The sequence below is a fragment of the Desulfovibrio mangrovi genome (assembly GCF_026230175.1).
GTDB lineage: Bacteria > Desulfobacterota > Desulfovibrionia > Desulfovibrionales > Desulfovibrionaceae > Halodesulfovibrio > Halodesulfovibrio mangrovi.
In genome coordinates, this window is record NZ_CP104208.1 from 2459302 (window position 1) to 2483689 (window position 24388).

Genomic DNA, 24388 nt, shown 5'->3' on the forward strand with positions numbered 1-24388 from the left:
GGCGCTCCGGGCTACCGGCCTGCGCTACGCCACATTCAGACTGACAGCACGCCGCTGTTCTGATACCAGAAGGCCATGTTCCAGCCCCTGATGCATCCTGTCCGGGACATTGCCTTTCTCTTTGTCCACATGGCCGCCCCGCCCGCCGGAGCGGTCGCGCCATATGCCGTTGCCGCCATCCGCATCACGCCCGACGGCAAACGCACGGCCTATCACTCGCTCATCCGCACCAAGGCCACCCGCGCCCGCGACTTCATGCATTCGCACATCAGCCGCAAGGCGCTGGCAAACGCACCGGATCATGCCACCGTGCAGAACGCCCTGTGCGACTTTCTGGCCGGACTGGAATTCGTGCTCTGCTACGATCCCTACGAGGCTCTGCCCACCCTGCAGGAACTGCTGCGAGGCCTGCGCATCTTCGATCTGGGCTTCGCCGCCGACTACTTCATGCCGTGGGCTTCCACCGCCTCGCCGCGCCAGCTGTGGGAGACCATTCACGGTCAACCGCGCGACAAGGTCAGCTTTTCGGCAGAAGAGGGAGCGGAACTGAGCCTTGCCTTCACCAGACATCTTTTCGGCAACGTGCTCGCAGACTCCCGATTCCCCGGAGCCCGAGCCCTGCGGCACTATCTGGCACACAGCGACTCTTTGTTCGGCGACGCCTGCTGCCACCTGCTGACCCGGTTTTCCGACTATTTCGACGGCGGACTGGTCTCGCCGGTTACAGCGGAAGACACGCCGGACTGGCGGCATTTTCTGGAAAAAGCCCCTGCCATCGAGGCGAGGGACAACCAAAGCACGGGCTTCACGGAAGTACCGGAACGGGACATCCGCCAGCTTTATGAACAGCTCGCGCACCGCCGCAAGGGCTACCGCATCCGGGAACCTCAGGTCACCTATGCCGGACACGTGGCTCACGCCTTGAACACCAATGCCGTCGCCTGCATCGAGGCAGGCACGGGCACGGGCAAGACGCTGGGCTATCTGCTGCCGGTCATGGAATTTCTCAAGCGCAATCCGCAGCAGCGCGTGGCCATTGCCACCTACACAAAGAGCCTGCAAAACCAGTTGTACGGCAACGAGCTGGAAGCCTGCCGCGAACTCTTCGGCCAGTATCGGGACATCGACGCCGCGCTCATCAAGGGCAAGAGCAACTACGTGTGCGCGCACAAGCTGGACGACGTGCTCTCGCCGGACATGGAAGGCGAGGAACTGCTCGCGTGGCTCTTCTTCGTGAACATCTGCTACCGCTACCGCCTTGCGGACTGCGAAGACATTTCTCCGCGCCTGCGCCGCAGGCTGGATACCAATCGCCTGCTCTCCGGCCTCATGCTGGAAGTGAGCGCGGGCAGCGGCTGCCACGCATCCCACACGGACTGCCCCGCGCAGGTGGTGACAGCGGAGGCGGCCAACGCGCGCCTCATCATCACCAACCACAACAAGCTCATCCTCATGGAAAAGGACGGCAAGCTGAACGGCCTGTTCCGACACTGCGTCATTGACGAAGCCAACCACTTCGAGGACGCGGTACGTAGCGCCATGAGTCCGGAAATTGCCACATCCGATGTGCAGGGACATGCGCGCTACCTGCGCGAACAGTGCCGCAAGCTCGTTGCCTCCCCTTCCACGCCACCGCTGGACAAGGACAGGGCCGGACGCGCTGTGGACGCCATTGGCGTTCTGCTGCGGGCGCTGGATGCCATGCGCGACCGTTTCCTCGCCATGGACAGAGGCTCGCTGGGCGGCGCCACGGCCGTCACCCCCTCGCACAAGGCCTTTACCAACGGTCACATCGCCAACGACCTCAAGCATCTGCACGGGCTCATGGAGGCGGTGCACGAAAACACCGCCCTCTTCAACGGCAAGGAGGTGGGCAGGCTGCCCCTGCCCTACAAGACGCTCTCACGCTGCCGCACCATGCGCATGCTGGTGCACGAGACCATGTTCAATCTGGCCCAGCTGCGCACGGGCCTGGAGTCCGAAGGTACATGGCAGTCCGTGCAGGTCTTTCCCCGCAACTGGATTCTCGGTGGCGGCCATGTCTACGTGGGCCCGCTGGTGCGCAATCACATTCTCGCCCGCCGCGACACCGTGGTCTTCACCTCTGCCACGCTCACGCATCAGGCCAGCTTTGTGCCCTTCCGCCGCAGCATCGGCCTCGGCAAGGGGCAACACATTCTCTTTGACGACACGGAAGCCCCGCCAAAGCCCTGTTTCGTCACCCGCGTCGCCCCGCCGTTCGAGCCGGATTTCGCCCTTGTGGTGCCCTCCGGCACCCCCACGGCCATGTTCGAGCACAAGGCCACGTGGCTGAACTACGTTTCCAAGGTCATTCCGGAACTCATCGAGACGAACCACGGGGCCACGCTGGTGCTCTGCGCCAGCTACGAAGATCTTGAAGCCCTGCGGGAGCGGCTGGAACGCGAATACGACGGGGAATATCCCATGCTGTTCCAGAAAAAGGGCGAACCGCCCGCCGCGCTCTGCGACGAGTTCCGTGCCGCCAAGGAGAGCGTGCTCTTCGGCGTGGAGACCTTCTGGCACGGCGTGGACTTTCCCGGCGATACGCTCACGCAGGTCATCATCACCCGCCTGCCCTTCCCCTCCCCCGCCTCGCCGCTCATGGACGCCCGCAAGCGTTGCCTGCCGGATGCGGCCTACTGGGACCGCTACCGCTACGAAACCGCCATCAAGTTCCGGCAGGGTGTGGGCCGCCTCATCCGCCGCGAAACCGACAAGGGCATCGTGGTGGTACTGGATAACCGCCTGCTCAAGAACCGCAACATCGCCCCCTGCCCTGTCATCGAGGGTATGCAGAACCTGCCCGAGCACCTGCGCCGGGGCAGGCGTTAACGCACACCTCCCCCAAATAATCCACCTGACTTCCCCTGCGAAAACGTGCTAAGGTTCGTACAAACTGTACGAACCGGCATCTGTTCAAAAATCATACACTCACCCCACCCTCCCGCTGCAAAATCGTACAATTTTTATACGAACTGAAACGTTTTGAACGCACTGCGCACCCTATTCGGACTAAATTAGTCCGAAATAACTTGTTTTTCGCATGGTGGTACGTATCTTGATTCATGAAGCCGCATTGCACGGCAACGCAGTACGGCCGCATCTTCAACACGACAGGTAACCCCAATGCAGCGCACCACAAACGAAATACGACATGCCAATGCCAGCCTCCGCCGAACCGACCACACACGGACGCGCGCCATAGCCATTGCCGATGACAGACGGCAGGCCACCATGCGCCTGTGGCTATGGCTTTTGCCGCTGCTGGCGTTCCTCATGCTGGCCCTGCCCGACATGGCCCGCGCGCAGGAACCGGTTTCCCTCGACCCGCTGCCCAGTTACCTGAAGACAGCCGCCGAGAATAACGGAGAACTGCAAGCCGCCTTTGCCAGATGGCGTGCCGCTGTGCAGAAGGCTCCGCAGGCTTCCGTGATGCCCGACCCCGAACTGCGGTTCGGCTACTTCATTGAGCCCGTCGAAACACGCACCGGCCCCCAGCGTTGGCGCTACGGCATTTCCCAGAAGTTTCCGTGGCCGGGCAAGCTGGACGACAAGGAACAAATCGCCCTGCATGAGGCGGATACCCTGCGGGCACAGGCAGAAGGCATAAAGCTGGCACTCTTCAGGGACGTGAAGAGCGCCTTCCATGAATACGCCTATCTGGAACGCGCCATCGCCATTACCCGTGAAAACGAGGAGCTGCTGCGCTATCTGGAAGACGTGGCCCGAGCACGCTACGCCGCCGGCGGTACCCCGTATTCGGACGTACTGCGCACGCAGATGGAACTGGACAAACTGGGCGAACGCCTCCGCTCACTGCAGGACCTGCGCACCCCGCTTGCGGCCCGGCTGAACGCGGCCATGGGCAGGGCTACGGATGAGCCCGTGCAGGTGCCCGACGCGGTACCCGTCATGGAAATTTCCATGGATGACGGGACACTGCGCACCGCCCTCAAGGAAAACAATCCGGCCCTTCACGGATACGATGCGCAGGCGGAAAAAGCCAAGTCAGCCGCCTCGCTGGCAGAACGAAACTATTTTCCGGACGTTACGCTTGGACTGGAATCCATATACACGGACAGACCCCGTGGCGGTGGAAACACAGTAAACAAAGGGGACGACCCGCTCATCGCAACGGTCGGCATCAACCTGCCCATCTGGCGTTCCGCCCGCGACGCGGCGGTAACGGAAAGCAAGGAGATGCTCCTCGCCGCCCACCGTGGCAGACAGGGCAAACAGGATGTGTTGCTGGCCGATCTTGAACTGGCCCTGTTCCGCTACCGCGATGCCGGACGACGCATCGAACTGTACAAGGACACGCTGCTCCCCCGTGCGGAGCAGGCCATAGAAGTTTCGCTGCAGGCCTATCAGAGCGGCAAGGCATCGTTCAACGATATTACCGAGGCGCAGAAGAGTTATCTTGAACTGCACCTCGCCTACGCCCGCGCCCTGACCGATCAGGCCCAGCGCATCGCCGATATGGAAGCCCTTACCGGTGGAGAAATTCCCTGCAAGTACCACGGTTCCGTCATGACCAAGCATTCCCTGCCGGAATCGGAACTCAAAACTACAATACAGTAACTGAAGCTGCCCTGTCGGCTTCAATAAACACAGGAGTTACAATCATGACACATAACACTTTTTCCAAAGCATCGTTTTTTGCTATCGCACTCGCTCTGTTTATAGCTGCATCTCCTTTGGCAGTATCCGCAGCAGACACCTCTGCCCACGACAGCCACTCCTCCCATGAAGCGGCTACGCCCCCCTCTGCAGCTACCGATGAGACCTCCCACAATATGATGCATGGCAACCAGATGATGATGGATGGAGCCCACATGATGATGGACATGAAAAAAATGTCCGAGGGCGAATCCATGATGATGATGGGCAAAGAAAAAATGAAGGCCCACGGCAACATGACCAAAGGCGAAATGATGATGATGGAAGGTCATGACATGATGATGAATGGGAAGAACATGATGATGGAAGGCCACAATATGATGATGAAAGGCAAACAAATGCATGATGCCGAAATGCCCAAACAATAAAGATATCAAAACAATATAGTTGGAGACACAGTCATGAACACGTTCTTTAAATCCCTCGTCCTTGTGGCCATGCTCGCCATCGGCTCCGGCCTTGTCGTGGGCAATGCCTTTGCCGCCGAACCGCAGACCAAGTGCCCCGTCATGGGCTACGGCATCAACAAGAAGCTGTATGCCGACCACAACGGCAAGCGCGTCTATTTCTGCTGCCCGTCCTGCGAAGGCGAGTTCAAGAAGGATCCTGAAAAGTACATCAAGAAACTGGAAGAACAGGGCGTGGAAGTCGAAAAGACCCCCGCTCAGTAACAGAACGGAACGCGCCGGAACTGGAGTTCCGGCGCGTTTTCCCCTCTTCGCGATAGACAGCCATCCGGCTGTATCATTTTTTGACACCACCGGCAGGAGCCCGTCATGCCTTTGCTCTCCACCATCAGACGTTTCAAATGGATTGCCCCCCTTCTCGGCGGCCTGATCATCATCGTTGCCGTTGCGCTCTACTTTAAGGACCAGAAGCAACGCCACTCGGATGAAACAACGCTTTCCGAGCACAAGGACCACGGACTTGAGCGCAGCACCGACGCTGCCGGAAAGGTGGTGTGGACCTGCTCCATGCACCCGCAGATCCAGTTGCCGGAACCCGGCAAGTGCCCCATCTGCTTCATGGACCTGATCAAGCTGGAGCTGGACGCCAACAAGGCAGCCGCCCAGAGTCTGCGGCAGGTGGAAATGAACGCGGATTCGCGCAAGCTGGCGGAAATCGTGGTCACGCCCGTACGCAAACAATCCGTTGCGCTGGACGTGCGCATGGTGGGCAAGGTGGAATACGACGAAACCCGCGTGGGTTCCATCACCGCATGGATGGGCGGGCGCATCGACAGGCTGTACGTGGACTCCACGGGCAGCGTGGTGCAACGCGGACAGGCCATGGCTTCCATCTACAGCCCCGAACTGCTCACCGCGCAGGCGGAGCTGCTGCAGGCCGTCAAAGCCATAAACGACGCCAAATCCAGCAACCTTGACCTTGTGCGCAGAACCGCACAGCGCACACTGGAAGCCTCGCGCGAGAAACTGCGCCTTCTCGGTCTTTCAAAGGCACAGATTGATGCCGTCATCGCCAACGGCAAACCTTCCGACCACATCACCCTGCACGCCCCGCAGGGCGGCATCGTCATCAAGAAGGACGTGGTGGAAGGCATGTACGTGCAGACAGGCATGCCCATCTACACCATTGCCGACCTGAGCCACGTATGGGTTGTGCTGGAAGCCTACGAATCCGACCTGCCGTGGATCAAGACCGGCCTCGACGTGGCCTTTGCCGCGGAAGCCTACCCCGGCCGCAACTACAAGGGGCGCATTGTCTACATAGACCCCGTGGTCAACCCCAAGACCCGCACGGTGGACGTTCGCCTTGAAGTGCCCAACGGCGACGCCAGCCTCAAGCCCGGCATGTTCGTGCAGGCCGTTCAACGCATAGGCGGCAGACAGGCTGAATCCGCATCCGGCAAGGGCGACCCGCTGGTCATCCCCGTCTCCGCGCCGCTCATTACCGGCAAACGCGCCGTGGTCTACGTGCAGCCCAAAGACAAGCCCGGAACCTACATCGGCCGCGAAGTGGTACTCGGCCCTCGTGCCGGAGAAACCTACATCGTGCGCAGCGGACTTGATGAAGGCGAACTTGTCGTCAGCAAGGGAGCCTTCAAGATCGACAGCGCCCTGCAGATTCAGGCCAAACCCAGCATGATGAATCCCGGCAGCGCCGAAGCGCCCATATCCCATGTCCATGGTCAACCTCAGGATTCCATGACGCAAGGCACCGCAGCCAGATATGAGGCCCCGCCTCTGCTGCTTTCCAAACTTTCCTTCCTCGGCAAGCACGTCGGCGTGATCGATGACGCCCTGCGGGCATCCGACGTGGACCGCGCCAAGGCCCTGTATGCCCAAATGAACAGCGATCTGAATGCGCTGGCTGACTCCGTGGACCAGAATGCCATGCTGGAAGGCGAGGCCAAACTGGCATGGAAGGAATTTGCCATGCTGCTCATGAACGATGCCGTACTGGGCAGCGAAGCCAAGGATTTCAAACGACTGCACGAAGTGCATGCCCTGACGCACACCCACTTCGGCAACCTTGCCGCTGCATTCGGCGTACCCGCCGCTGCAGAAGGCCAGTCGCCGCAGGCCTTCCGCCAACAGGTCGGAACCGTCTTTGGCGCCTACACACCAATTTCCGAAGCCCTCGGCAACGATGATCCCGAAACGGCCCGCAAGGCCATTCCCGCACTGGTCAAGGCTCTTGCCACAGTAGACACATCCCTGCTGGATCAAGAAGGACTGGCCGTATGGAACAGCTCCCTCTCCCGGATGCAGGAAGGCATTGACGGCATGTCCAAGGCGGACAGCATCGAGGCCCTGCGAGCCGGATTCGAGCACCTGTCCATCGGTCTCACCGCGGCAGTCATGCGGCTCGGCGTCTTTACCGACGGCCCCGTGTACGAACTGCACTGCCCCATGGCCTTTGACAACAAGGGAGCCAACTGGCTGCAGACGGACGAAGACATCCGCAACCCCTACTTTGGTGCGGCCATGTACAAGTGCGGCGAAGTGACCCGCCAGCTCAAGGACAAGTAGACGCAGGCGGAACAATTCATGAATGAACAGCACAACCAGCCCGTTTCCGAAGCCGCCTGCACCGTAACCGAAATGACAGAGCAGGAAGTCCGGCCCGTAAGCCTCACTGACAAGATCATCCACTTCTGCCTCAAGCGGAAGCTGGTGGTCTTCCTGCTGGCGACCATGGTCATCGGCTGGGGCATCATGGTGGCCCCCTTCGACTGGGACGTGGCAGGGCTGCATCGCAACCCCGTTCCCGTGGACGCCATTCCCGACATCGGCGAGAACCAGCAGATCGTCTTCACCCAGTGGACAGGACGCTCGCCGCAGGACGTGGAAGACCAGATCACCTATCCGCTCACCGTCTCGCTGCTGGGCATTCCCGGCGTGAAGACCGTGCGCAGCTATTCCATGTTCGGCTTCTCGTCCATCTACGTCATCTTTGAGGAAGACGTGGAGTTCTATTGGTCGCGCTCACGCCTGCTTGAAAAACTCAACTCCCTGCCTCCGGGCACCCTGCCGGAAGGCGTGCAGGCCACGTTGGGCCCTGACGCCACGGCGCTGGGCCAGGTCTTCTGGTATACCATCGAAGGCCGTGATCCTGACGGCAACCCCACAGGTGGATGGGATCTTGACGAACTGCGCAGCGTGCAGGACTGGTACGTGCGCTACGCCCTGCTCGCCGCAGAAGGCGTCTCCGAGGTGGCCTCCGCAGGCGGCTTCATCAAGGAGTATCAGATCGACGTGAACCCCGATGCCATGCGCGCTCACGGCGTGACACTGGAACAGGTGGTGAACGCTGTGCGCATGTCCAACCTTGATGTCGGCGCACGCACCATAGAAGTGAACAGCGTGGAATATCTCATCCGCGGTGTGGGTTTCATCAAGACCCTCGGCGACATTGAAAAAGCCGTGGTACGCGTGGCGGCCAACGTGCCCATCACCGTACGCGACGTGGCCTCCGTCACCCTCGGCCCCGCCACGCGGCGAGGGCTGCTGGACAAGGACGGCGTCGAGGTGGCCGGTGGTGTGGTCGTGGTTCGCTACGGCGAAAACCCCCTGCAGGTCATTCAGAACATCAAGGACAAGATCAGCGACATCGCCCCCGGCATGCCCTCCAAGCAACTGGCGGACGGCACTCTCTCCAAGCTGACCATCGTCCCCTTCTATGACCGCGCGGGACTGATTCAGGAAACCCTCGGCACACTGGACACGGCGCTGACCGAAGAAATTCTGATCACCATCATCGTGGTACTGATTGCCGTCATGCATTTCCGCAGTTCGCTGCTCATTTCCGTACTGCTGCCCACCGCCGTGCTCATGTGCTTCATCGGCATGAAGGCCTTCAAGGTGGATGCAAACATCGTGGCCCTTTCCGGCATTGCCATCGCCATAGGCACCATGGTGGACATGGGCATCATCATCTGTGAGAACATCCTCAAAAAACTGGAAGAAGCGCCACCCGGTGCCAACGCCTTCAACCTCATATTCTCCGGCGTGTCCGAGGTGGGCAGTGCCGTGCTCACGGCCGTGGCCACCACCGTGGTCAGCTTCCTGCCTGTGTTCGTCATGGAAGGGGCGGAGGGCAAGCTCTTCAAACCGCTGGCCTACACCAAGACATTCGCTCTGGCGGCATCCATCATCGTGGCCCTGACCATTCTGCCGGCGCTGGCCCATGTGCTGTTCAAGACCAGACGCATGGACTTTGGCAAGGGATTGCGCCGATTCATGCTGCCCGCAGCCATGGCCCTGACCGGCCTTTGGGCGGGAGCCGTCTTCTCATGGTGGATCGGCCTGCTCATTGCCTATCTGGGTATGCACCGCCTGCTCGTGGCCTCTCTGCCGCCCAGATGGCAGCTTGGTATAGCACGGCTGGAAAACTGGGGGGTGATCATCGGCGTCACGATCATTCTTTCCAACCACTGGCTGCCGCTGGGGCCGGAAAAAGGAGAACTGAAAAACCTCCTCTTCGTGGTCCTGCTCATAGGCGGTCTGATGGGCTTTTTCCAGCTCTTCCAGCGCTTCTACCCGCTGACGCTCGGCTGGTGCCTGCGCCACAAGGGGCTGTTCATCCTCCTGCCAGCAACGGTCACCGCCTTCGGCATGACCATATGGCTCGGCTTCGGCAACATCATGGCCTGGGCACCGGAATATGTACGCACCTCACCGCCGGTTGCCGCACTCAGCCATGCCTTCCCCGGCCTCGGCAAGGAATTCATGCCGCCGCTGGATGAAGGTTCCTTCCTCTACATGCCCACCACCATGCCGCACGCATCCATTGGCGAAGTGGGAGACATACTCGCCAAGCAGGATCATGCCATCAACGCCATACCGGAAGTGCAGACGGCCGTGGGCAAACTGGGAAGAGCCGATACGCCGCTGGACCCAGCGCCGGTTTCCATGATCGAAACCGTCATCAACTATCGCTCCGAATACCTGCTGGATACGGGTGGCAAACGTATGCGCTTCCGCTTTGACCCCGACCAGAAGGACTACATGCGTTCGCCTTCCGGCGAATTGCTGCCCGCACCGGACGGCATCCCCTATCTGGTGCAGGGGCTCTTTGAACGCGATGCCGCAGGCGCGCTCATTCCGGACGACAACGGCCAACCATTCCGGCTCTGGCGGCTCCCGCTTGATCCCGAAATCAATCCCCGAAGGGACCCATGGCACGGCGTGCGTAATGCAAACGACATCTGGGATGCCATCGTCATGGCTGCGGATGTCCCCGGCGTGACCAGCGCCCCCAAGCTGCAGCCCATTGCCGCGCGCATCGTCATGCTGCAATCGGGCATGCGTGCCCCCATGGGCATCAAGGTAAAGGGGCCGGACCTCAAGACCATAGAGTCCTTCGGCCTGCAGCTTGAGCGTTACCTGAAGGAAGTGCCCTCCGTCATGCCCGCGGCGGTCATTGCCGACCGCATCGTCGGCAAGCCCTATCTGGAAATCGTGGTGGACCGTGACGCCATCGCCCGCTACGGCATCCAGCTCAACAAGGTGCAGCAGGTCATAGAAGTCGCCGTGGGCGGCATGATGACCACGACCACCGTGGAAGGCCGTGAACGCTATCCCGTGCGCGTGCGCTATCAACGTGAACGCCGCGACACCATGGAGGATCTCGAAAGCATACTGGTGGCGGCGCCATCCGGTGAACAGATTCCCCTGACGCAGCTTGCGGATATCCGCTACGTGCGCGGACCGCAGGTCATCAAGAGTGAAGACACCTTCCTCGTCGGTTACGTGCTGTTCGACAAACGCGCGGGCTTTGCCGAGGTGGACGTGGTAGAAGAGGCGCAGGCCTATCTGCAGGCCAAGATGGAATCCGGCGAACTTATGGTGCCTGCGGGCGTCAGCTACGAGTTTGCGGGCAGCTATGAAAACCAGATCCGTGCCCAGAAGAAGCTGGCCATCATCCTGCCTCTGGCTCTGCTGGTCATCGTGCTCATCCTGTACCTGCAGTTCAACGCCGTCTCCACCACGCTCATGGTCTTCTCGGGCATTCTGGTGGCCTGGTCGGGCGGGTTCATCATGCTCTGGCTCTACGGGCAGGACTGGTTCCTGAACTTCGACCTGTTCGGCACAAGCATGCGCACCCTGTTTCAGGTGCAGCCCATCAACCTTTCCGTGGCGGTCTGGGTGGGGTTCCTTGCCCTCTTCGGCATAGCCTCGGATGACGGGGTGCTCATGGCCACCTATCTGGATGAATCGAAACGCCAGCAGACCATAAACAGCAGGGAGGCCATTCGCGCATTCGTGGTGCAGGGGGCGCAAAGGCGCATACGTCCTGCACTCATGACGTCCGCCACCACCATTCTTGCCCTTATCCCCGTGCTCACGTCCACGGGACGCGGCTCCGACATCATGGTGCCCATGGCCATCCCCTCCTTCGGCGGCATGACCATCGCCCTGCTCACGGTATTCGTCGTACCCGTGCTGTATTGCTGGGTAGAGGAAGGCAGACTCCTGCTGAACAGGCATAAAGACGAGGCACCGCCCGCTCTGACTCAACAACACACGCCCTAAGAATCAGACAGGCGGCACACAACGTGCCGCCTGTCTTGTTTTCCCTGCCCCCCCGAACTTCCGCATCTGGTTATTCTTCCTGTTCCAGAAAAAGAGCATGACAACCCCGTAACTCCAATGCAAACTATGGAACAGGCAAAACCCGCAATCCATTTCTGCTAACATCAGGCGGCGCTACCCGCCGCCTCTGCCGACACTGCGCAATCACGGACAGGAGAGGACGCCATGATACCATTCAACAAGCTGGACAAGCGCCTCTCACTTGCAGCCGTCACCCTGCTTCTTGTCGTTGTGTTCCTTGACGTGGTCACGCAACGCTACCTCTACGACAAGCACCTTTCCGAACAGCATGAATACGTTTTTCTGAAGCTGGGCGCCCTGCGGCACCAGATAGAAAAAGAACTGACTGCCAACCTGCTGCTCATACAGGGAACCGCCAACTTCATCTCCGTAACCGACAACCTTACGGACGATCTTTTCCGGCAGTTTGCGCAGGAAACGCTCAAAGGCGAGAACCTTCTCAGAAACATAGCCGCAGCCCCTGACTTTACCATGCGCTTCGTCTACCCGCTCAAGGGAAACGAGGCCGTGCTCGGCGTCCATTACAAGGACCTGACGGCACAATGGCCACTTGTACAAAAAGCCTATGAAAGCCGAAGCCTTGTCATCGCCGGTCCGATCAAACTCCTGCAGGGAGGAACGGGGCTCATCGGCCGGGCCCCTGTGTTTATCCAAAATGGCAATGTCAGTGTCTTCTGGGGGATGATTTCAGCCGTCATCGACATGGATACCCTGTTTGCCTCCATTTCTGCCGCCACCCAACAGAACAACATGATCCTGGCCATACGGGGCAAGGACGGCATGGGACCTGAAGGAGCCGTCTTTCTGGGAGATGAGCAGCTGTTCTCCAGGAAAAGACAGGCCGTGCTCATGCCTGTCATCTTTCCTTCCGGCTCATGGGTCATGGCGGCCACCCCTAAAGAAGGATGGAACGAGACCCCCCCGTTGTCATTGACCTTCCACGGCCTTTACCTGCTCATGGGGCTGGGCCTCATGTTCAGCGCTGTAATGGCGTTACGCCGCAACCTGCTGCTGCAAAGAACAAAGGAACTGCTCAGCGAGGCACAGCGAATCGCCCAACTGGGCAACTGGAAACTGGATCCCAAAAGCGGTACGTTCTGGTGGTCTGATGAGGTTTACGCCATTCTGGGAATCCAGAAAAAGATCATTGCTCCCACCGTAAAAGACTTCATCAATCACGTTCATCCCGATGATCAGGAAGCCGTTCGCAATGCATACATCAGCTTCATCGCAAGCGGCGAATCACGCGGGTTCGACTGCAGAATAATACGGCCGGACGGAACAGTCAGGCATATTCATGGAACAGCCGGTTCGCGCATCGTCGGCGATGGTGACAAACGCACCGCTTTTGGCACCATACAGGACATCACGGATCGCAAGCGCATGGAAGAGGCGCTTCTTGCTGAACAGAACAAGCTCAAGGCCATGGCCGACGCTTCCTATGACGCCTTCATCATGATCGACAGTAAGGACACCATCCTGTTCTGGAGCACTGCGGCAGAACACCTCTTCGGCTGGACCACAGAAGAGGTACTCGGAAAGAAGATGCACCAGCTCATTGCCCCGCCCCACTACCACACGCAGGCCGTCGAGGGCCTCAGGCATTTCAGCCGCACGGGCACCGGCAAGGTAATGGGAACCCTGCTGGAGTTTCAGGCCCTGCGCAAGGATGGCAGCACCTTCCCGGTGGAACGATCAGTCAGTGCTTTCAAGATAGGTAATGAATATTTCGCCGTCGGGAACCTGCGCGATATCACCGACCGCAAGATTGCCGAAGAAAAACTTGAGCGCATGGCCACCACGGACAGCCTTACCGGACTGACCAACCGGGCTCGCTTCCTCGAACTGGCCGCAAAGGAAATAGAACGCTGCAGGCGTTACGGCCATCACCTTTCCCTCATCATGCTGGACGCGGACAAATTCAAGAGCGTCAACGATACGTTCGGCCACGATGCGGGAGATGCCGTGCTTGTGAACATTGGAGAAACTTCGCGAAATATCTTGCGCGATGCTGACATCATAGCTCGCATAGGCGGCGAGGAATTCGTCGCCCTCATGCCGGAAACGACACCGGACACGGCCATGCAGGTTGCAGAGCGCCTACGAGTAGCCATGGAAAATCAGAAGGTTATCACGTCTGAAAACAAGGTAGTACGATATACTGTCAGCCTTGGCGTGACCGGCCTTCATGCAGATGACACGTCCATAGAACCGGTACTCAAACGTGCGGACACCGCGCTTTACATAGCCAAGCATAAAGGCCGCAACCGAGTGCAACTGGAGCTATAAACGCGACGGTCATCGCAGCAGGGAAAAATACACTCCGCCACTGCCGATCAACAGCAGACAGGGCAGCACCAGCCTGCGCCACGCGCCGCCGATATCCGTCTTGAAGTACTGACAGGAAAGCACAAAGCATATGTGCATGGGGGACGACATGATCCCCGTAAAACCGGAAAAGATGGAGAGCACGACATATGCCGCCATCTGGTCCTGCAATCCCGCCTGCGCCAGCAGGCCTGTCAGCAACGGAAAGGTGGCCCCGACATAGGCAAGCGTGATGCCGGAAACCAGCCCCACCAGATAAGGCAGCAACGTTGCCGCCGCAATAATGGCCGCAGGACCGCCGGCCAATGCGGAGAGCTCGCGTATGACGCCCGCAGCCTGCATGGTATCCTTGAAAATGAAGATGGATGCCACCACCCCCAGCATCACCCAGAGATGGGGACGGGTCAGCGAACGGGCCACAATGCCCAAACTGCCCGGGTTCTGCCACACAGCCACCAGAATGGCTGAGGCCAACGCCAGCATCACGCCGAATTCAAAGGGAATACCGGGCATGAACAGACTTATGCCCACCTCCATGCCCACCGCTCCGAGAATGGCCACCAGAAGAGGCAGGCCGAAACGCAGCACCTTGCCCCCATCCCGTTCATGCGTCTCGCCCGCTGCAGCCTCATCCAGCTTCAGTACGCCGGGACGCAGGATGAAGAACCAGCCCAGCGCCACCATCACGGCCATACCGGGCAGGCCGTACAGCGCAATGTGTCCTATGGAAACGCCGGAGATGGAAGCGGCAAGAATGATGCCGGGATACAGCGGCCACCAGGTCTCCCAGATATGACGGAACCAGTAGTTGAGCAGCACGCGCTCCCGTGCGGGCACCTTGAGCTTTTCTGAAACGCTGCCAAGCATGGGCGCGGAAAAAACCGCACCGCCCGGCATGGGCAGCAGCCCGATGAGCACGGGAAAGAAGACCAGCCGCAGACGCGGATGACGCAGATAGCCTGCAAGGCTGTCCATGAGTCGTCCCGCCTGACCTGTCTTGTCCAGCACGTCGCTGAGCAGAAGGATCAGGGCGACAATCAGGGCAAGATACAGGGTCTGAGGCTGCAAGAGAGCCGTCACCACGGTCTCCGGCCACTGGGCCGCAGGGAGTTTGAACAGCAGCGCCATAACTATGCTGCCAAGACAGATGGAAAGCATAAGCCCCAGCTTGCAGCGAATGGCGGTGAGCATGATGATGAAGACGGCGGCGAGCTTGAACAACGGCATGAACGTGACAAAGGCAGACATGGAATTCCCTCAGTATAATAAAAGCAAGCAACCACTCACCCATCTACCCTTTCAGACCGTTTGTAAATAGTGTTTGTTCAGCATTCCGGTTTGACCTTGCACCTGCTTCACGCACAGCGCGTTAACCCCCCTGCGATCAGAACGGCAAACAGCAACCACACCCCCGCCTTCAACCGGCAGCCCCACGCTGTCATGGAAGGACTCACATCGGGAAGCAGGCCACAGTCTTCCGAAAGACTGTCTTCCGGCTGTACCAGAAACCGGAGCACAGCAGACTTCTTCACACCATTTTCCATGACTATCCTCCTCACACTTGGCGGTTGCATGTCATGGCTGTGTAGCACTGCGCCCTGAATCCGATCCAACGCATTATCGTGATGGGAGCATTCGCCATTTCCGATTGGCCTTGGCGGGTAATGCGCGCTACATGGAAAGCACCACGTCGCTGCAAAGGAGCCCTTCATGGAACTGCATCAACTACGCTCATTCATCGCCATTGCAGAAGAAAAGAACCTTACCCGCGCGTCCGAGCGCCTCTTTCTCAGCCAATCCGCAGTCAGCGCACATCTCAAGAGCCTTGAAGACGCGCTGGGGGTAACCCTGTTCACACGGACGGCAAAGGGAATGCAGCTGACTCCGGAGGGCATGACGCTGCTGGAGCGGGCACGCTCCCTGCTGGATTCGGCCAACGCCATGCTACAGGAGGCCAAAAACCTGAGCGGCGAACTGCGTGGCATTCTGAAAATCGGCTTCAACACCGACCCCAATTTTCTCCGCGTTACCGACCTTTCCGCGAATATGCGGCAGACATATCCGGAAGTTGAACTGCGCCTTGTGCAGGCCATGACGCCGGAAGTGATCGAAGCTGTGCAGAAAGGAGAAATGGACGGCGGGTTCATCTTCGGCAGAACGGACAATCCGGCACTGACTGTACTGGAACTGGCCAGCGTGCCGCTGCACATTGTCGGACCCGCCAAATGGAAGTCCGTGCTGGCCTCAGCCGACATGCGCACGCTGGCAGGCATGCCCTGGGTGTGGGTACCGCCAAGCTGTCCTTTTCATGACCTGCTGGACGAGAACTTTGCGGAACACGGCCTTGCCCTGAAACGGGTGGTGGAAACCGACCACGAAGACATCCTGCGCGCTCTGGTCATTGCAGGGGAAGGCTTGAGCATCCTGCGCACCACCGAGGCAGAGGAGCTGGAGCGGCTGGGAAGAATAGCCATATGGCGCGGCATGACCATCACCACTCCCCTCAGCTTCGTGCACAAAGCTGCCCGCGATGACGACCCGCTCATACGCGCCACTGTGCAGACGGTACTGGGCATCTGGAAGGCATCAGCCTTCGGTGGCGAAGACAGCTAGCGGCAGAAAACGTCGGGCCACGAGGAACACGTTCAGGCTGGCCCGAACTGGCTGTTACTCCTCCCGCAGCAGCGGGACAGCAGCCTCCAGAACGGAACAGTCCGCCGAAGCCATGACGGGCTGCAGCAAGGCAGCAAAATCCAGCATCGGCATGGTATTTCGCGTGGCCCCGCTGTCGGGACAGGTTACGGACAAACACCCGAGGTCCTCGCACAGCAGACCGCGCAGTGCCGGACAATCCTCCAACAGGACCAGAGCGGCAGCAAGAGGAGCATTCGTATATGCGCCTGCTTCCGGTCGTGTCTGCGCTGCATGGCGAAACAAATCCGTCATGCCGTAAACCAGATACAGCAGGTCGAAATACAGAAACAACCTGTCGGCAGCTACCGAGCGGGCCATCCGTTCCCGCATCGTATGCAGCAGCACATTGCAGGCCTCGTCGAGGGGATGCCCGGCATCCAGTGCCACCTTGATATGATAGCCGTGCCAACGCCACCCGCGCTTTACGATCACATGACGGGGCAGCAGGCGCACTTCACACGCTTCCGTCTCCGTGGTCAGTACAAGACGATATCCGGCTGCCCGCAACCGCTCGCAGAATCTGGCGTCTTCGCCATACTGCTCCTGATAATCACCGAACCCTCCCACATTTCGCCATATTTCGCTTCTCAGCAGCCACACCCCGCCGGAGACAAAGGAAACATCACCGGAAACGCCCAGCTGCAGGCTGTAGGCATGCGCCGTGTACCGCGCTGCCGGAGAATCGCCGGAAGCATGGCGCAGAGGCGTGGAGGCAATGCCCACCTCGGGTCTGGCCGCCATGGGCAGGCAGGTGCGCAGCCAGTCGGGCGACAGGCGCACGTCGTTATCCATGGATAGAATGAATCGGGATTCAGCCGCGCTCAGCCCGGTGCGTTTGGCCTCGGTACGCCCTCTGTTTTCAGGGTGACGCAGAATGGTCACAGGCAGCAGGTTCCAATCCGTGACAAAAGGCACGTCAGAACCGTCATCCACCACGATGACCCGACGCGGCCATACCGTCCACGTGGCAACGGATTCCAGCAGCGCACGGGTGTGCGAGGCATCGTTGCAGGTGTAGGTCACCAGCGTGACATCGGGGCGGTGTGCGGCGGCGGGGGCAGACCTGAGTGCGGAATGTTCAGATGCAGACAAGGGGGTACTCCGAATCCGGTTCATACGAATGGAAAGCTTTTTGCGGCCTCACGGCTGGACACAAGGGGCCTCAGCCTGTAGATACTGAAATATTCAGGACTACATACCCGTTAGGAGGTCTTCATGACTGCTAATGAACATACATCAGCCCGATTCGCAACCCGTAGCGAACAGGACAGCATGGGCTCCATCGAGGTGCCTGCCGACCGTTATTGGGGCGCACAGACGCAACGCTCGCTCAAGTACTTCGCCATCGGACGAGACATCATGCCCGAAGAGATAATCCACGCCTTCGGTCTGCTCAAGAAGGCAGCGGCACAAGCCAACAGGGAACTCGGCAAATTGCCTGCGGACAAGGCCGAACTGATCATCGCAGCCGCGCAGGAAGTGCAGGACGGCAAACTTTCCGATCACTTTCCGCTCCACGTCTGGCAGACAGGCAGCGGCACACAGACCAACATGAATGCCAACGAGGTCATCGCCAACCGCGCCATAGAAATGGCCGGTGGGACTATGGGCAGCAAACAGCCCATCCATCCCAACGACCACGTGAACATGTCGCAGTCTTCCAACGACACGTTCCCCGCAGCCATGCACATTGCCGCAGCACTCACCCTGACACATGACCTGATTCCCGCCGTGCGCTATCTGCGGCTCGGGCTGCAGGACAAGGCCGCGCGCTGGGATCACATCGTCAAGATAGGCCGCACCCACCTGCAGGATGCAGTTCCCATGACGCTTGGACAGGAATTTTCCGGCTACGTGGCCATGCTTGACGAGAATCTGGAGCGCCTTGAATCCATGCTGCCGCATCTGTTCAAACTCGCACTGGGCGGCACGGCCGTGGGCACGGGCCTGAACACTCCCCCGCTGTTCGCAAAAACCGCCATCGACAACATAGCGGAGGAAACCGGCCTGCCCTTTGTGCCCGCCAGCAACTTCTTCGCTTCCCTTGCCGCGCACGATGCCATCGTCATGACCAGTGGCGCGCTGAAGACACTGGCCTGCTCTCTCATGAAGATCGCCAACGACATCCGCTGGCTGGCATCAGGCCCGCGCAGCGGGATTGGCGAACTGGAACTGCCCGCCAACGAACCCGGTTCGTCCATCATGCCGGGCAAGGTCAATCCCACCCAGAGCGAGGCCATGACCATGGTGGCAACACAGGTCATGGGGCTGGACACGGCCATAGGCATCGCCGGTTCACAGGGCAACTTCGAGCTGAACGTCTTCAAGCCTGTCATGATATTCAACCTGCTCACCGCCATGCGTCTGCTCGCGGACACCTGCCACTCCTTCACCGACCACGCCGTGAAAGGACTGCTTGCCAATGAGCAGGCCATTGCCCGCCATGTGGCGGCATCGCTCATGCTGGTTACGGCTCTGACACCGGAAATCGGCTACGACAAGGCCGCGGAAGTGGCGCACAAGGCGCACGTGGAAGGCGGAACGCTCAAAGACACCTGCCTCAGGCTCGGCTACCTGACGGCGGAACGCTTTGACGAGATCGTGCAGCCGCTGAAGATGGCAAAACCGCACGGGTAGGATTGCAAACCAAAAGCCGGAGGCATGCGCCTCCGGCTTTCTTCTTTTCTTCTTTGTGAAACAAACTCGCTAGTCAGCGAACACAAAGCTCCGGTCGTTGATGGAGGCCAGTTCATCCTTGGCCTGCTCAGCGCCTTCCACCTTGGAATAAGGACCGACCTGTACGCGCCACAGGTTGCGCGAGTCGTCAAACACCACGCGGCAGGGCTTGCCCTGATGCGTCATGCGGTCCTTCAGCCCCTCGGCGTTGCTCTGTTTGCCAAAGGCACCGATCTGCACAAAGTAGCGCCCTTCGGGCAGGAAGGCCTCCGGCTTGGCAACAGGTCTGGGTTCGGCAGCCACAGCCTGAGAGACCATCGAAAAAGACTTGGGCTGCTGCGGTTCTTCCTGCAAGGTCGCTTCGGCAATGGCGGTGTCGCTGGGCGTATTCAGCGCTTCCACACGGACGCGGGCGGTACCGGTCTCTGCCATGCCGATTTCCTGCGCGGCGGTATAGGTCAGGTCAATGATGCGATCCTTGATGAAGGGCCCGCGGTCGTTAACGCGCAGCACGGTGGACTTGCCGGTCTCAAGGTTGGTGACGCGAACCGGCGTATTGAAAGGCAACAGCTTGTGCGCAGCCGTCATGCCGTACATGTCGTAGACTTCGCCGTTGGCAGTCTTGCGGCCATGAAAATCCTTGCCGTACCACGAGGCATAGCCTTCTTCCACAAAGCCTGCGGCTGAGGACATGGTCGTGTAAGAACGGCCATTGATGGTGTACGTCTTGGGCTTCTGCCACTTGGATGGCGGCTGCAGCGGCGTGGGACCGGCAGGTTCGGCCACGGCGGGCTTTTCCTTATAGGGAACCGGCGGCGATACGGTCTTCTTGGCACAGCCCGTGGACAACGCCAAGGCGGCCAGCATGATGCACATACATATGAACGGCAGATACTTCTGTCGCATGTTTCCTCCGTAAGGTGTCAGCGTAAAACAATACCGTCTCTATATATACTCTAGAATCCAACGCTGCAAGCTTCGCATGCAGGCACGGTAAGACTGCGTCTTCCGTGCCTGCCGCTATAAAGCCCGAGGCATCAGGCACCGGTCATTGAACCCGACCGGTCCGTATGAACATCTTAGCGTTCTATTTGCTGAATACCTTCCAGGAGCCAGAAGTCTTCGGGGCGGTTACGGTCGCGGCTGAAGTGCCACAGTTCGCGATCCTGTCTGGAATGCGTGTCGCCGTCCTCGCGTAACATGACATCATACATCACAGAGGCGATAATCTGATGGCCCATCTCGCGCGCTTCGATAAGCTGCGGGGCAACGAGCAACAGTTCGGTCCTGCCGGAAGCGGGATATTCCTCGGCCTGCCGCGCTATTTCTTCATACACTTCGTCCGAAGTAAACTGACGGATATCCTTGAGATCACGCTTGTCCCAAGAGGACTGTAGACGCACATACATGGTTTTCGCGCCATGCAAGAATTCATCAGGATCGAACCCGGCAGGCAGGTCCGGACCGGAAGTCTGCTCCGCAGCCCCGGCAAGGTTGCCCCATCCATTGGTGGAACGCTCATGCATCTGCACACCCCCCGCCTGCGGACCAGCACCTTCGGCAGCCATGCGTCGCGCGCGCAGAAAGCGGAACAGCAGGAACAGGCCACCGCCAATAAGCAGCATATCCAACAGGCCCGGACCTCCACCACCTGCTCCACCGCCAAACAGCATGGAACCTATCAACCCGCCCATAAGCAAACCGCCCATCATGCCGCCAAAACCGCTTCTGGCTCCCATGGGCTGCGCAGTGGCACCCTGATTTGCCTGCTGTCCCTGCTTTGCCTGCTCGCTCTGCGTACGCGAAGGATTGGTCGGGCTCTGTGCCGGAGTCTGCACGCTTCGCTGATAGCTGGGCTTACTGCCAAACGACTTGCCGCCGCCCATTTTCCGAGCATCCGCCGTATCATGCATGAGTGCAAACGCACCTAATGTCATGCAACATATTACAATTACTGATAACAACCTTCTGTTCATAGTTCGATTCTCCAGTGTTCCTTGTTGGTTAACGGTTTATTTTGAAGAGGAGACATGGGCCTCCGGCAAATGCCCTTGTGCCGGAGCCACCAAGCCCGGACTCCACATGTAAAAAACGGCCCCCCGTTCCGTATGCCGCAGGGCATACAGAGCGGAAGGCCGCAGAGTTTCGTCGAAAGTACTGCTAGTACAGTTCCCCGGGGTGCAGGTCGTCGTCCAGTTCTCCCTGACGCTTGAGCAGCTGTTCGAGCTGGATGTCCGCACCGATGACGCCGGTGATGTTGTCGTTCTCGTCGGTCACGGCCGCAGATACGGTCAGGATCAGCTTGCTGGTGAACACGGAGGAATACAGGTCCGTGATATGCAGCTGCCCCGTTGCCATGGGCTGGATGAACCAGGAACGATTGGAGAAATCGTAACCCGGTGCCAGTTCGGCATACTTGTGCTTGTTGGTTTCGTCCGTGATTTCCGCAGCAATGAGCTTGCCCTTGGCATCCGTGAGATAGAGGTACTGGATGAAGGGGTACTCTTCGGCGAATTCCTTGAGGCAGACCTGGTTGTCCTTGCCCAGATGGATTTCGCAGTCTTCGGCCAGACGCACGATGAGGTGCGCGGCAAGGTCGTTGGCCACGTTCTTCAGATGGTCGAAGTCGGAAGCGAACAGTTCAGGCAGGTAACGCTTCACCAGCTTGATCATTTCCTTGTTGGAGAATGAGGTGTTACGGCCCTGCTCGTACGCCAGCATGATGCGATCGTAGATCTTGCCCACGGCGGGATGCTTCTTGGAAACCGCCTTGTCCGCGGGCACCTTGAGGTAATGGTTGATCCAGTAGGCCACACCGGCGCGTCCCGACTTGTCGGTGATGATGATGGGCACGGCGCGGTTGAGGATCTTCTTGGTGTCGAAGATGTTGTAAATCTCTTCGTTCTTGGCCAGACCGTCCACGTGAATGCCCGCGCTGGTGGCGTTGAAGTCCTTGCCGACAAAGGGATAGTTGTCGGGAATGGAGTAGGCCAACTCGGTTTCAAAGTATTCACCGATCTGCGAGATGATCTGGGTATTGGCCATATCGTCTTCGCCGGTCAGCGAGATGTATTCGATGATGAGCGCTTCGATGGGCGTGTTGCCGGTGCGCTCGCCAAAACCGAGCAAGGTGCCGTTCACGCCGCCGCAGCCGTACAGCCATGCGGTAACGCCGTTGACCAGCGTCTTGTGGAAATCGTTATGGCCGTGCCATTCCAGCCACTTGCCGGGCACACCTGCCTCATCGGTGAAGGCACGCACAATGCGGGGCACGGAACGCGGCAGGGTGGCACCGGGGTATGGCACACCGTAGCCCATGGTGTCGCACAGACGAATCTTCACGGGCAGACCGCTTTCCTTGGAAAGCTCCATCAGCCTTTCGGCAAAGGGCAGGCAGAAGCCGTGGATGTCGGCGCGGGTGATGTCCTCGAAATGACAGCGCGGGGAAATGCCCCACTCCAGAGCCTGCTCGATCACCTCAAGGTAGTTGCGCATGGCTTTTTCGCGGTCGAGGCCGAGCTTGAGGTACAAGTGGTAGTCTGAAACAGACGTGAGCATGCCCACTTCGCGGAATTCCATATCCTTGGCGATCTTCAGATCGTCCTTGTGGGCGCGGATCCAGCCGGTGACTTCAGGAAACTTGTAGCCCTTGGCACGGCAGGCCTCGATGGCGCGACGGTCTTTATCGGAATACATGAAGAACTCGGAGGCGCGGATAAGGCCGCTCATGCCTCCCAGCTTATGCATCAGTTCAAAGATGGTTTCGATCTGCTTGACGGTATAGGGAGGTCGCGCCTGCTGACCATCGCGGAACGTGGTATCCGTAATGAACATGGGGTCCGCGGGGCGGGGCATCAGAAAAATGTCGTCAAACGCGATACGGCTGATCTTGGTATACGGGAACAGCTCGCGATACAATTCGGCCCTGTCGGGGTTGTCGAGATTGAGCTTGGTCGTGGGCCGGTTCAAATGCAAAAGACTCATGAGACCATTACCCTCCTTGGGGATGTAGACTGTAACTGTGCCTCGGCCTCGGCAAGCACCGCTTTCGCACGCTTGCACGCTGGGTTAAGCCGGACACCCTCATGGGCGGCCCTACTCGCCTCTTCCGGGCGGCCGCATTCAATTAGGCCCTCTGCCGCCTGAATGTACATACGTTCAGGCACATCCTGATATATGCTTGATATCAGGGCGTCGTATTGATCCTTGAACACGCTGCGGACAAGATCATTCTTGTCGAACAGCAACCGCGCCAGCAGACGGTTCTCGCCGTGGCGCGCGTAGTATCGGCAAATCAGTTCACGGCTCTGCTCCAGAATGAAGCTTATGCGCCGCACTTCGCGCTCTATGCTCTCGCGGGTCTGCAGCAGCACCTGAGATAGCGGGTCTCCCAGTTCCTGCAGGTCCTCATACTGGTCCTGCCGTTTCAGAGCCCGGAACATGGGCGCATAATGCTGCTGCTGGTACGCGTCTTCCTTGAGCTTGATGCATTCGTGGAAAATGTAGCCGATGGCCCAGTCAAGCATGCGCGCTGCCACATGATCGTCAGGGTTGGTGCGGAACAGGTGATGCGCGGTGTCTTTCAGACGCCACAGCAACCCCTTGTTCATCATGTTGCCCAACAAATCCCGCATGGCGGCAAAGGATACGGCTCCGTTTTCATCAAAACGGGCGAACTGGTCTTCCAGCTCCTTGGCGGCCATGCAGAAATCGCGCATCACATCGCGCGCAAACTCGTTCTTGTTGGCTTCAATCCAGCGTCGGGACATTCGGTACCACTCCACGTTGAAAGAAAGGAACTATACACAGATTTGAATGAAACGCAAAACCACCCTCAAACAAATCTCAACCAATTGAAGTTATTATTTAAAAACACATATATCAGACCAGAAAACACCTTGGGGGCAGCC

Annotated in this window: 16 protein-coding genes; 9 read left to right on the forward strand and 7 right to left on the reverse strand. The window is 59.1% G+C overall.

The annotated features are described in order from the left end of the window. Nucleotides 1-75 precede the first annotated feature (75 nt). From N1030_RS11235 to N1030_RS11265, 7 genes are all read left to right on the forward strand, one after another. On the forward strand, nucleotides 76-2853 hold the full coding sequence (locus N1030_RS11235; protein ID WP_265825577.1) for an ATP-dependent DNA helicase: 2778 nt from the start codon (nucleotides 76-78) through the stop codon (nucleotides 2851-2853). A gap of 294 nt (nucleotides 2854-3147) precedes the next feature. After that, nucleotides 3148-4602: a TolC family protein gene (locus tag N1030_RS11240; RefSeq protein WP_265825578.1), complete on the forward strand. Its 1455-nt coding sequence runs from the start codon at nucleotides 3148-3150 to the stop codon at nucleotides 4600-4602. Nucleotides 4603-4646: 44 nt separating this feature from the next. Next, a complete protein-coding gene (locus tag N1030_RS11245) occupies nucleotides 4647-5069 on the forward strand; it encodes a hypothetical protein (protein ID WP_265825579.1) in 423 nt (140 codons plus the stop codon). Nucleotides 5070-5102: 33 nt separating this feature from the next. Beyond that, nucleotides 5103-5372, forward strand: coding sequence for a TRASH domain-containing protein (locus N1030_RS11250; protein WP_265825580.1), 270 nt, complete (start codon nucleotides 5103-5105; stop codon nucleotides 5370-5372). A gap of 105 nt (nucleotides 5373-5477) precedes the next feature. Beyond that, nucleotides 5478-7694: an efflux RND transporter periplasmic adaptor subunit gene (locus tag N1030_RS11255; RefSeq protein ID WP_265825581.1), complete on the forward strand. Its 2217-nt coding sequence runs from the start codon at nucleotides 5478-5480 to the stop codon at nucleotides 7692-7694. A 72-nt stretch (nucleotides 7695-7766) separates the two neighbouring features. Then, on the forward strand, nucleotides 7767-11699 hold the full coding sequence (locus N1030_RS11260) for an efflux RND transporter permease subunit (RefSeq protein WP_265829053.1): 3933 nt from the start codon (nucleotides 7767-7769) through the stop codon (nucleotides 11697-11699). A 225-nt stretch (nucleotides 11700-11924) separates the two neighbouring features. Next, the gene (locus N1030_RS11265; protein ID WP_265825582.1) at nucleotides 11925-14069 is read left to right on the forward strand and encodes a diguanylate cyclase; all 2145 of its coding nucleotides are present in this window, start codon (nucleotides 11925-11927) and stop codon (nucleotides 14067-14069) included. 9 nt (nucleotides 14070-14078) lie between these two features. On the opposite strand, the gene N1030_RS11270 is transcribed toward N1030_RS11265, so the two are convergent. Beyond that, nucleotides 14079-15356 (reverse strand): DUF401 family protein, encoded by a 1278-nt coding sequence (locus N1030_RS11270; RefSeq protein ID WP_265825583.1) that lies wholly within the window; start codon nucleotides 15354-15356, stop codon nucleotides 14079-14081. A 107-nt stretch (nucleotides 15357-15463) separates the two neighbouring features. Next, complete coding sequence (locus N1030_RS11275) at nucleotides 15464-15652, reverse strand: hypothetical protein (protein ID WP_265825584.1); 189 nt, start codon at nucleotides 15650-15652, stop codon at nucleotides 15464-15466. 166 nt (nucleotides 15653-15818) lie between these two features. On the opposite strand from N1030_RS11275, the gene N1030_RS11280 reads away from it, so the two are divergent. Further along, the gene (locus N1030_RS11280) at nucleotides 15819-16721 is read left to right on the forward strand and encodes a LysR family transcriptional regulator (RefSeq protein ID WP_265825585.1); all 903 of its coding nucleotides are present in this window, start codon (nucleotides 15819-15821) and stop codon (nucleotides 16719-16721) included. Nucleotides 16722-16775: 54 nt separating this feature from the next. Here N1030_RS11280 and N1030_RS11285 read toward each other — a convergent pair whose 3' ends face one another. Next, nucleotides 16776-17894: a glycosyltransferase family 2 protein gene (locus N1030_RS11285; RefSeq protein WP_265825586.1), complete on the reverse strand. Its 1119-nt coding sequence runs from the start codon at nucleotides 17892-17894 to the stop codon at nucleotides 16776-16778. Between the two features lie 123 nt (nucleotides 17895-18017). Here N1030_RS11285 and fumC point away from each other — a divergent pair, with 123 nt between their 5' ends. Continuing rightward, nucleotides 18018-19439: a class II fumarate hydratase gene (gene fumC / locus N1030_RS11290; protein WP_265825587.1), complete on the forward strand. Its 1422-nt coding sequence runs from the start codon at nucleotides 18018-18020 to the stop codon at nucleotides 19437-19439. 69 nt (nucleotides 19440-19508) lie between these two features. Here the strand turns inward: fumC and N1030_RS11295 are convergent, their stop codons facing one another. The 4 genes from N1030_RS11295 to N1030_RS11310 form a co-directional block, all read right to left on the reverse strand. Next, nucleotides 19509-20384, reverse strand: a complete 876-nt coding sequence (locus N1030_RS11295; protein ID WP_265825588.1) for a septal ring lytic transglycosylase RlpA family protein — start codon at nucleotides 20382-20384, stop codon at nucleotides 19509-19511. A gap of 173 nt (nucleotides 20385-20557) precedes the next feature. Beyond that, the gene (locus N1030_RS11300) at nucleotides 20558-21391 is read right to left on the reverse strand and encodes a Tim44 domain-containing protein (RefSeq protein WP_265825589.1); all 834 of its coding nucleotides are present in this window, start codon (nucleotides 21389-21391) and stop codon (nucleotides 20558-20560) included. A 247-nt stretch (nucleotides 21392-21638) separates the two neighbouring features. Beyond that, complete coding sequence (locus tag N1030_RS11305) at nucleotides 21639-23462, reverse strand: triose-phosphate isomerase (protein ID WP_265825590.1); 1824 nt, start codon at nucleotides 23460-23462, stop codon at nucleotides 21639-21641. Beyond that, nucleotides 23459-24247 (reverse strand): hypothetical protein, encoded by a 789-nt coding sequence (locus N1030_RS11310; RefSeq protein ID WP_265825591.1) that lies wholly within the window; start codon nucleotides 24245-24247, stop codon nucleotides 23459-23461. Before N1030_RS11310 ends, N1030_RS11305 begins: the two co-directional genes overlap by 4 nt. Nucleotides 24248-24388 lie beyond the last annotated feature (141 nt).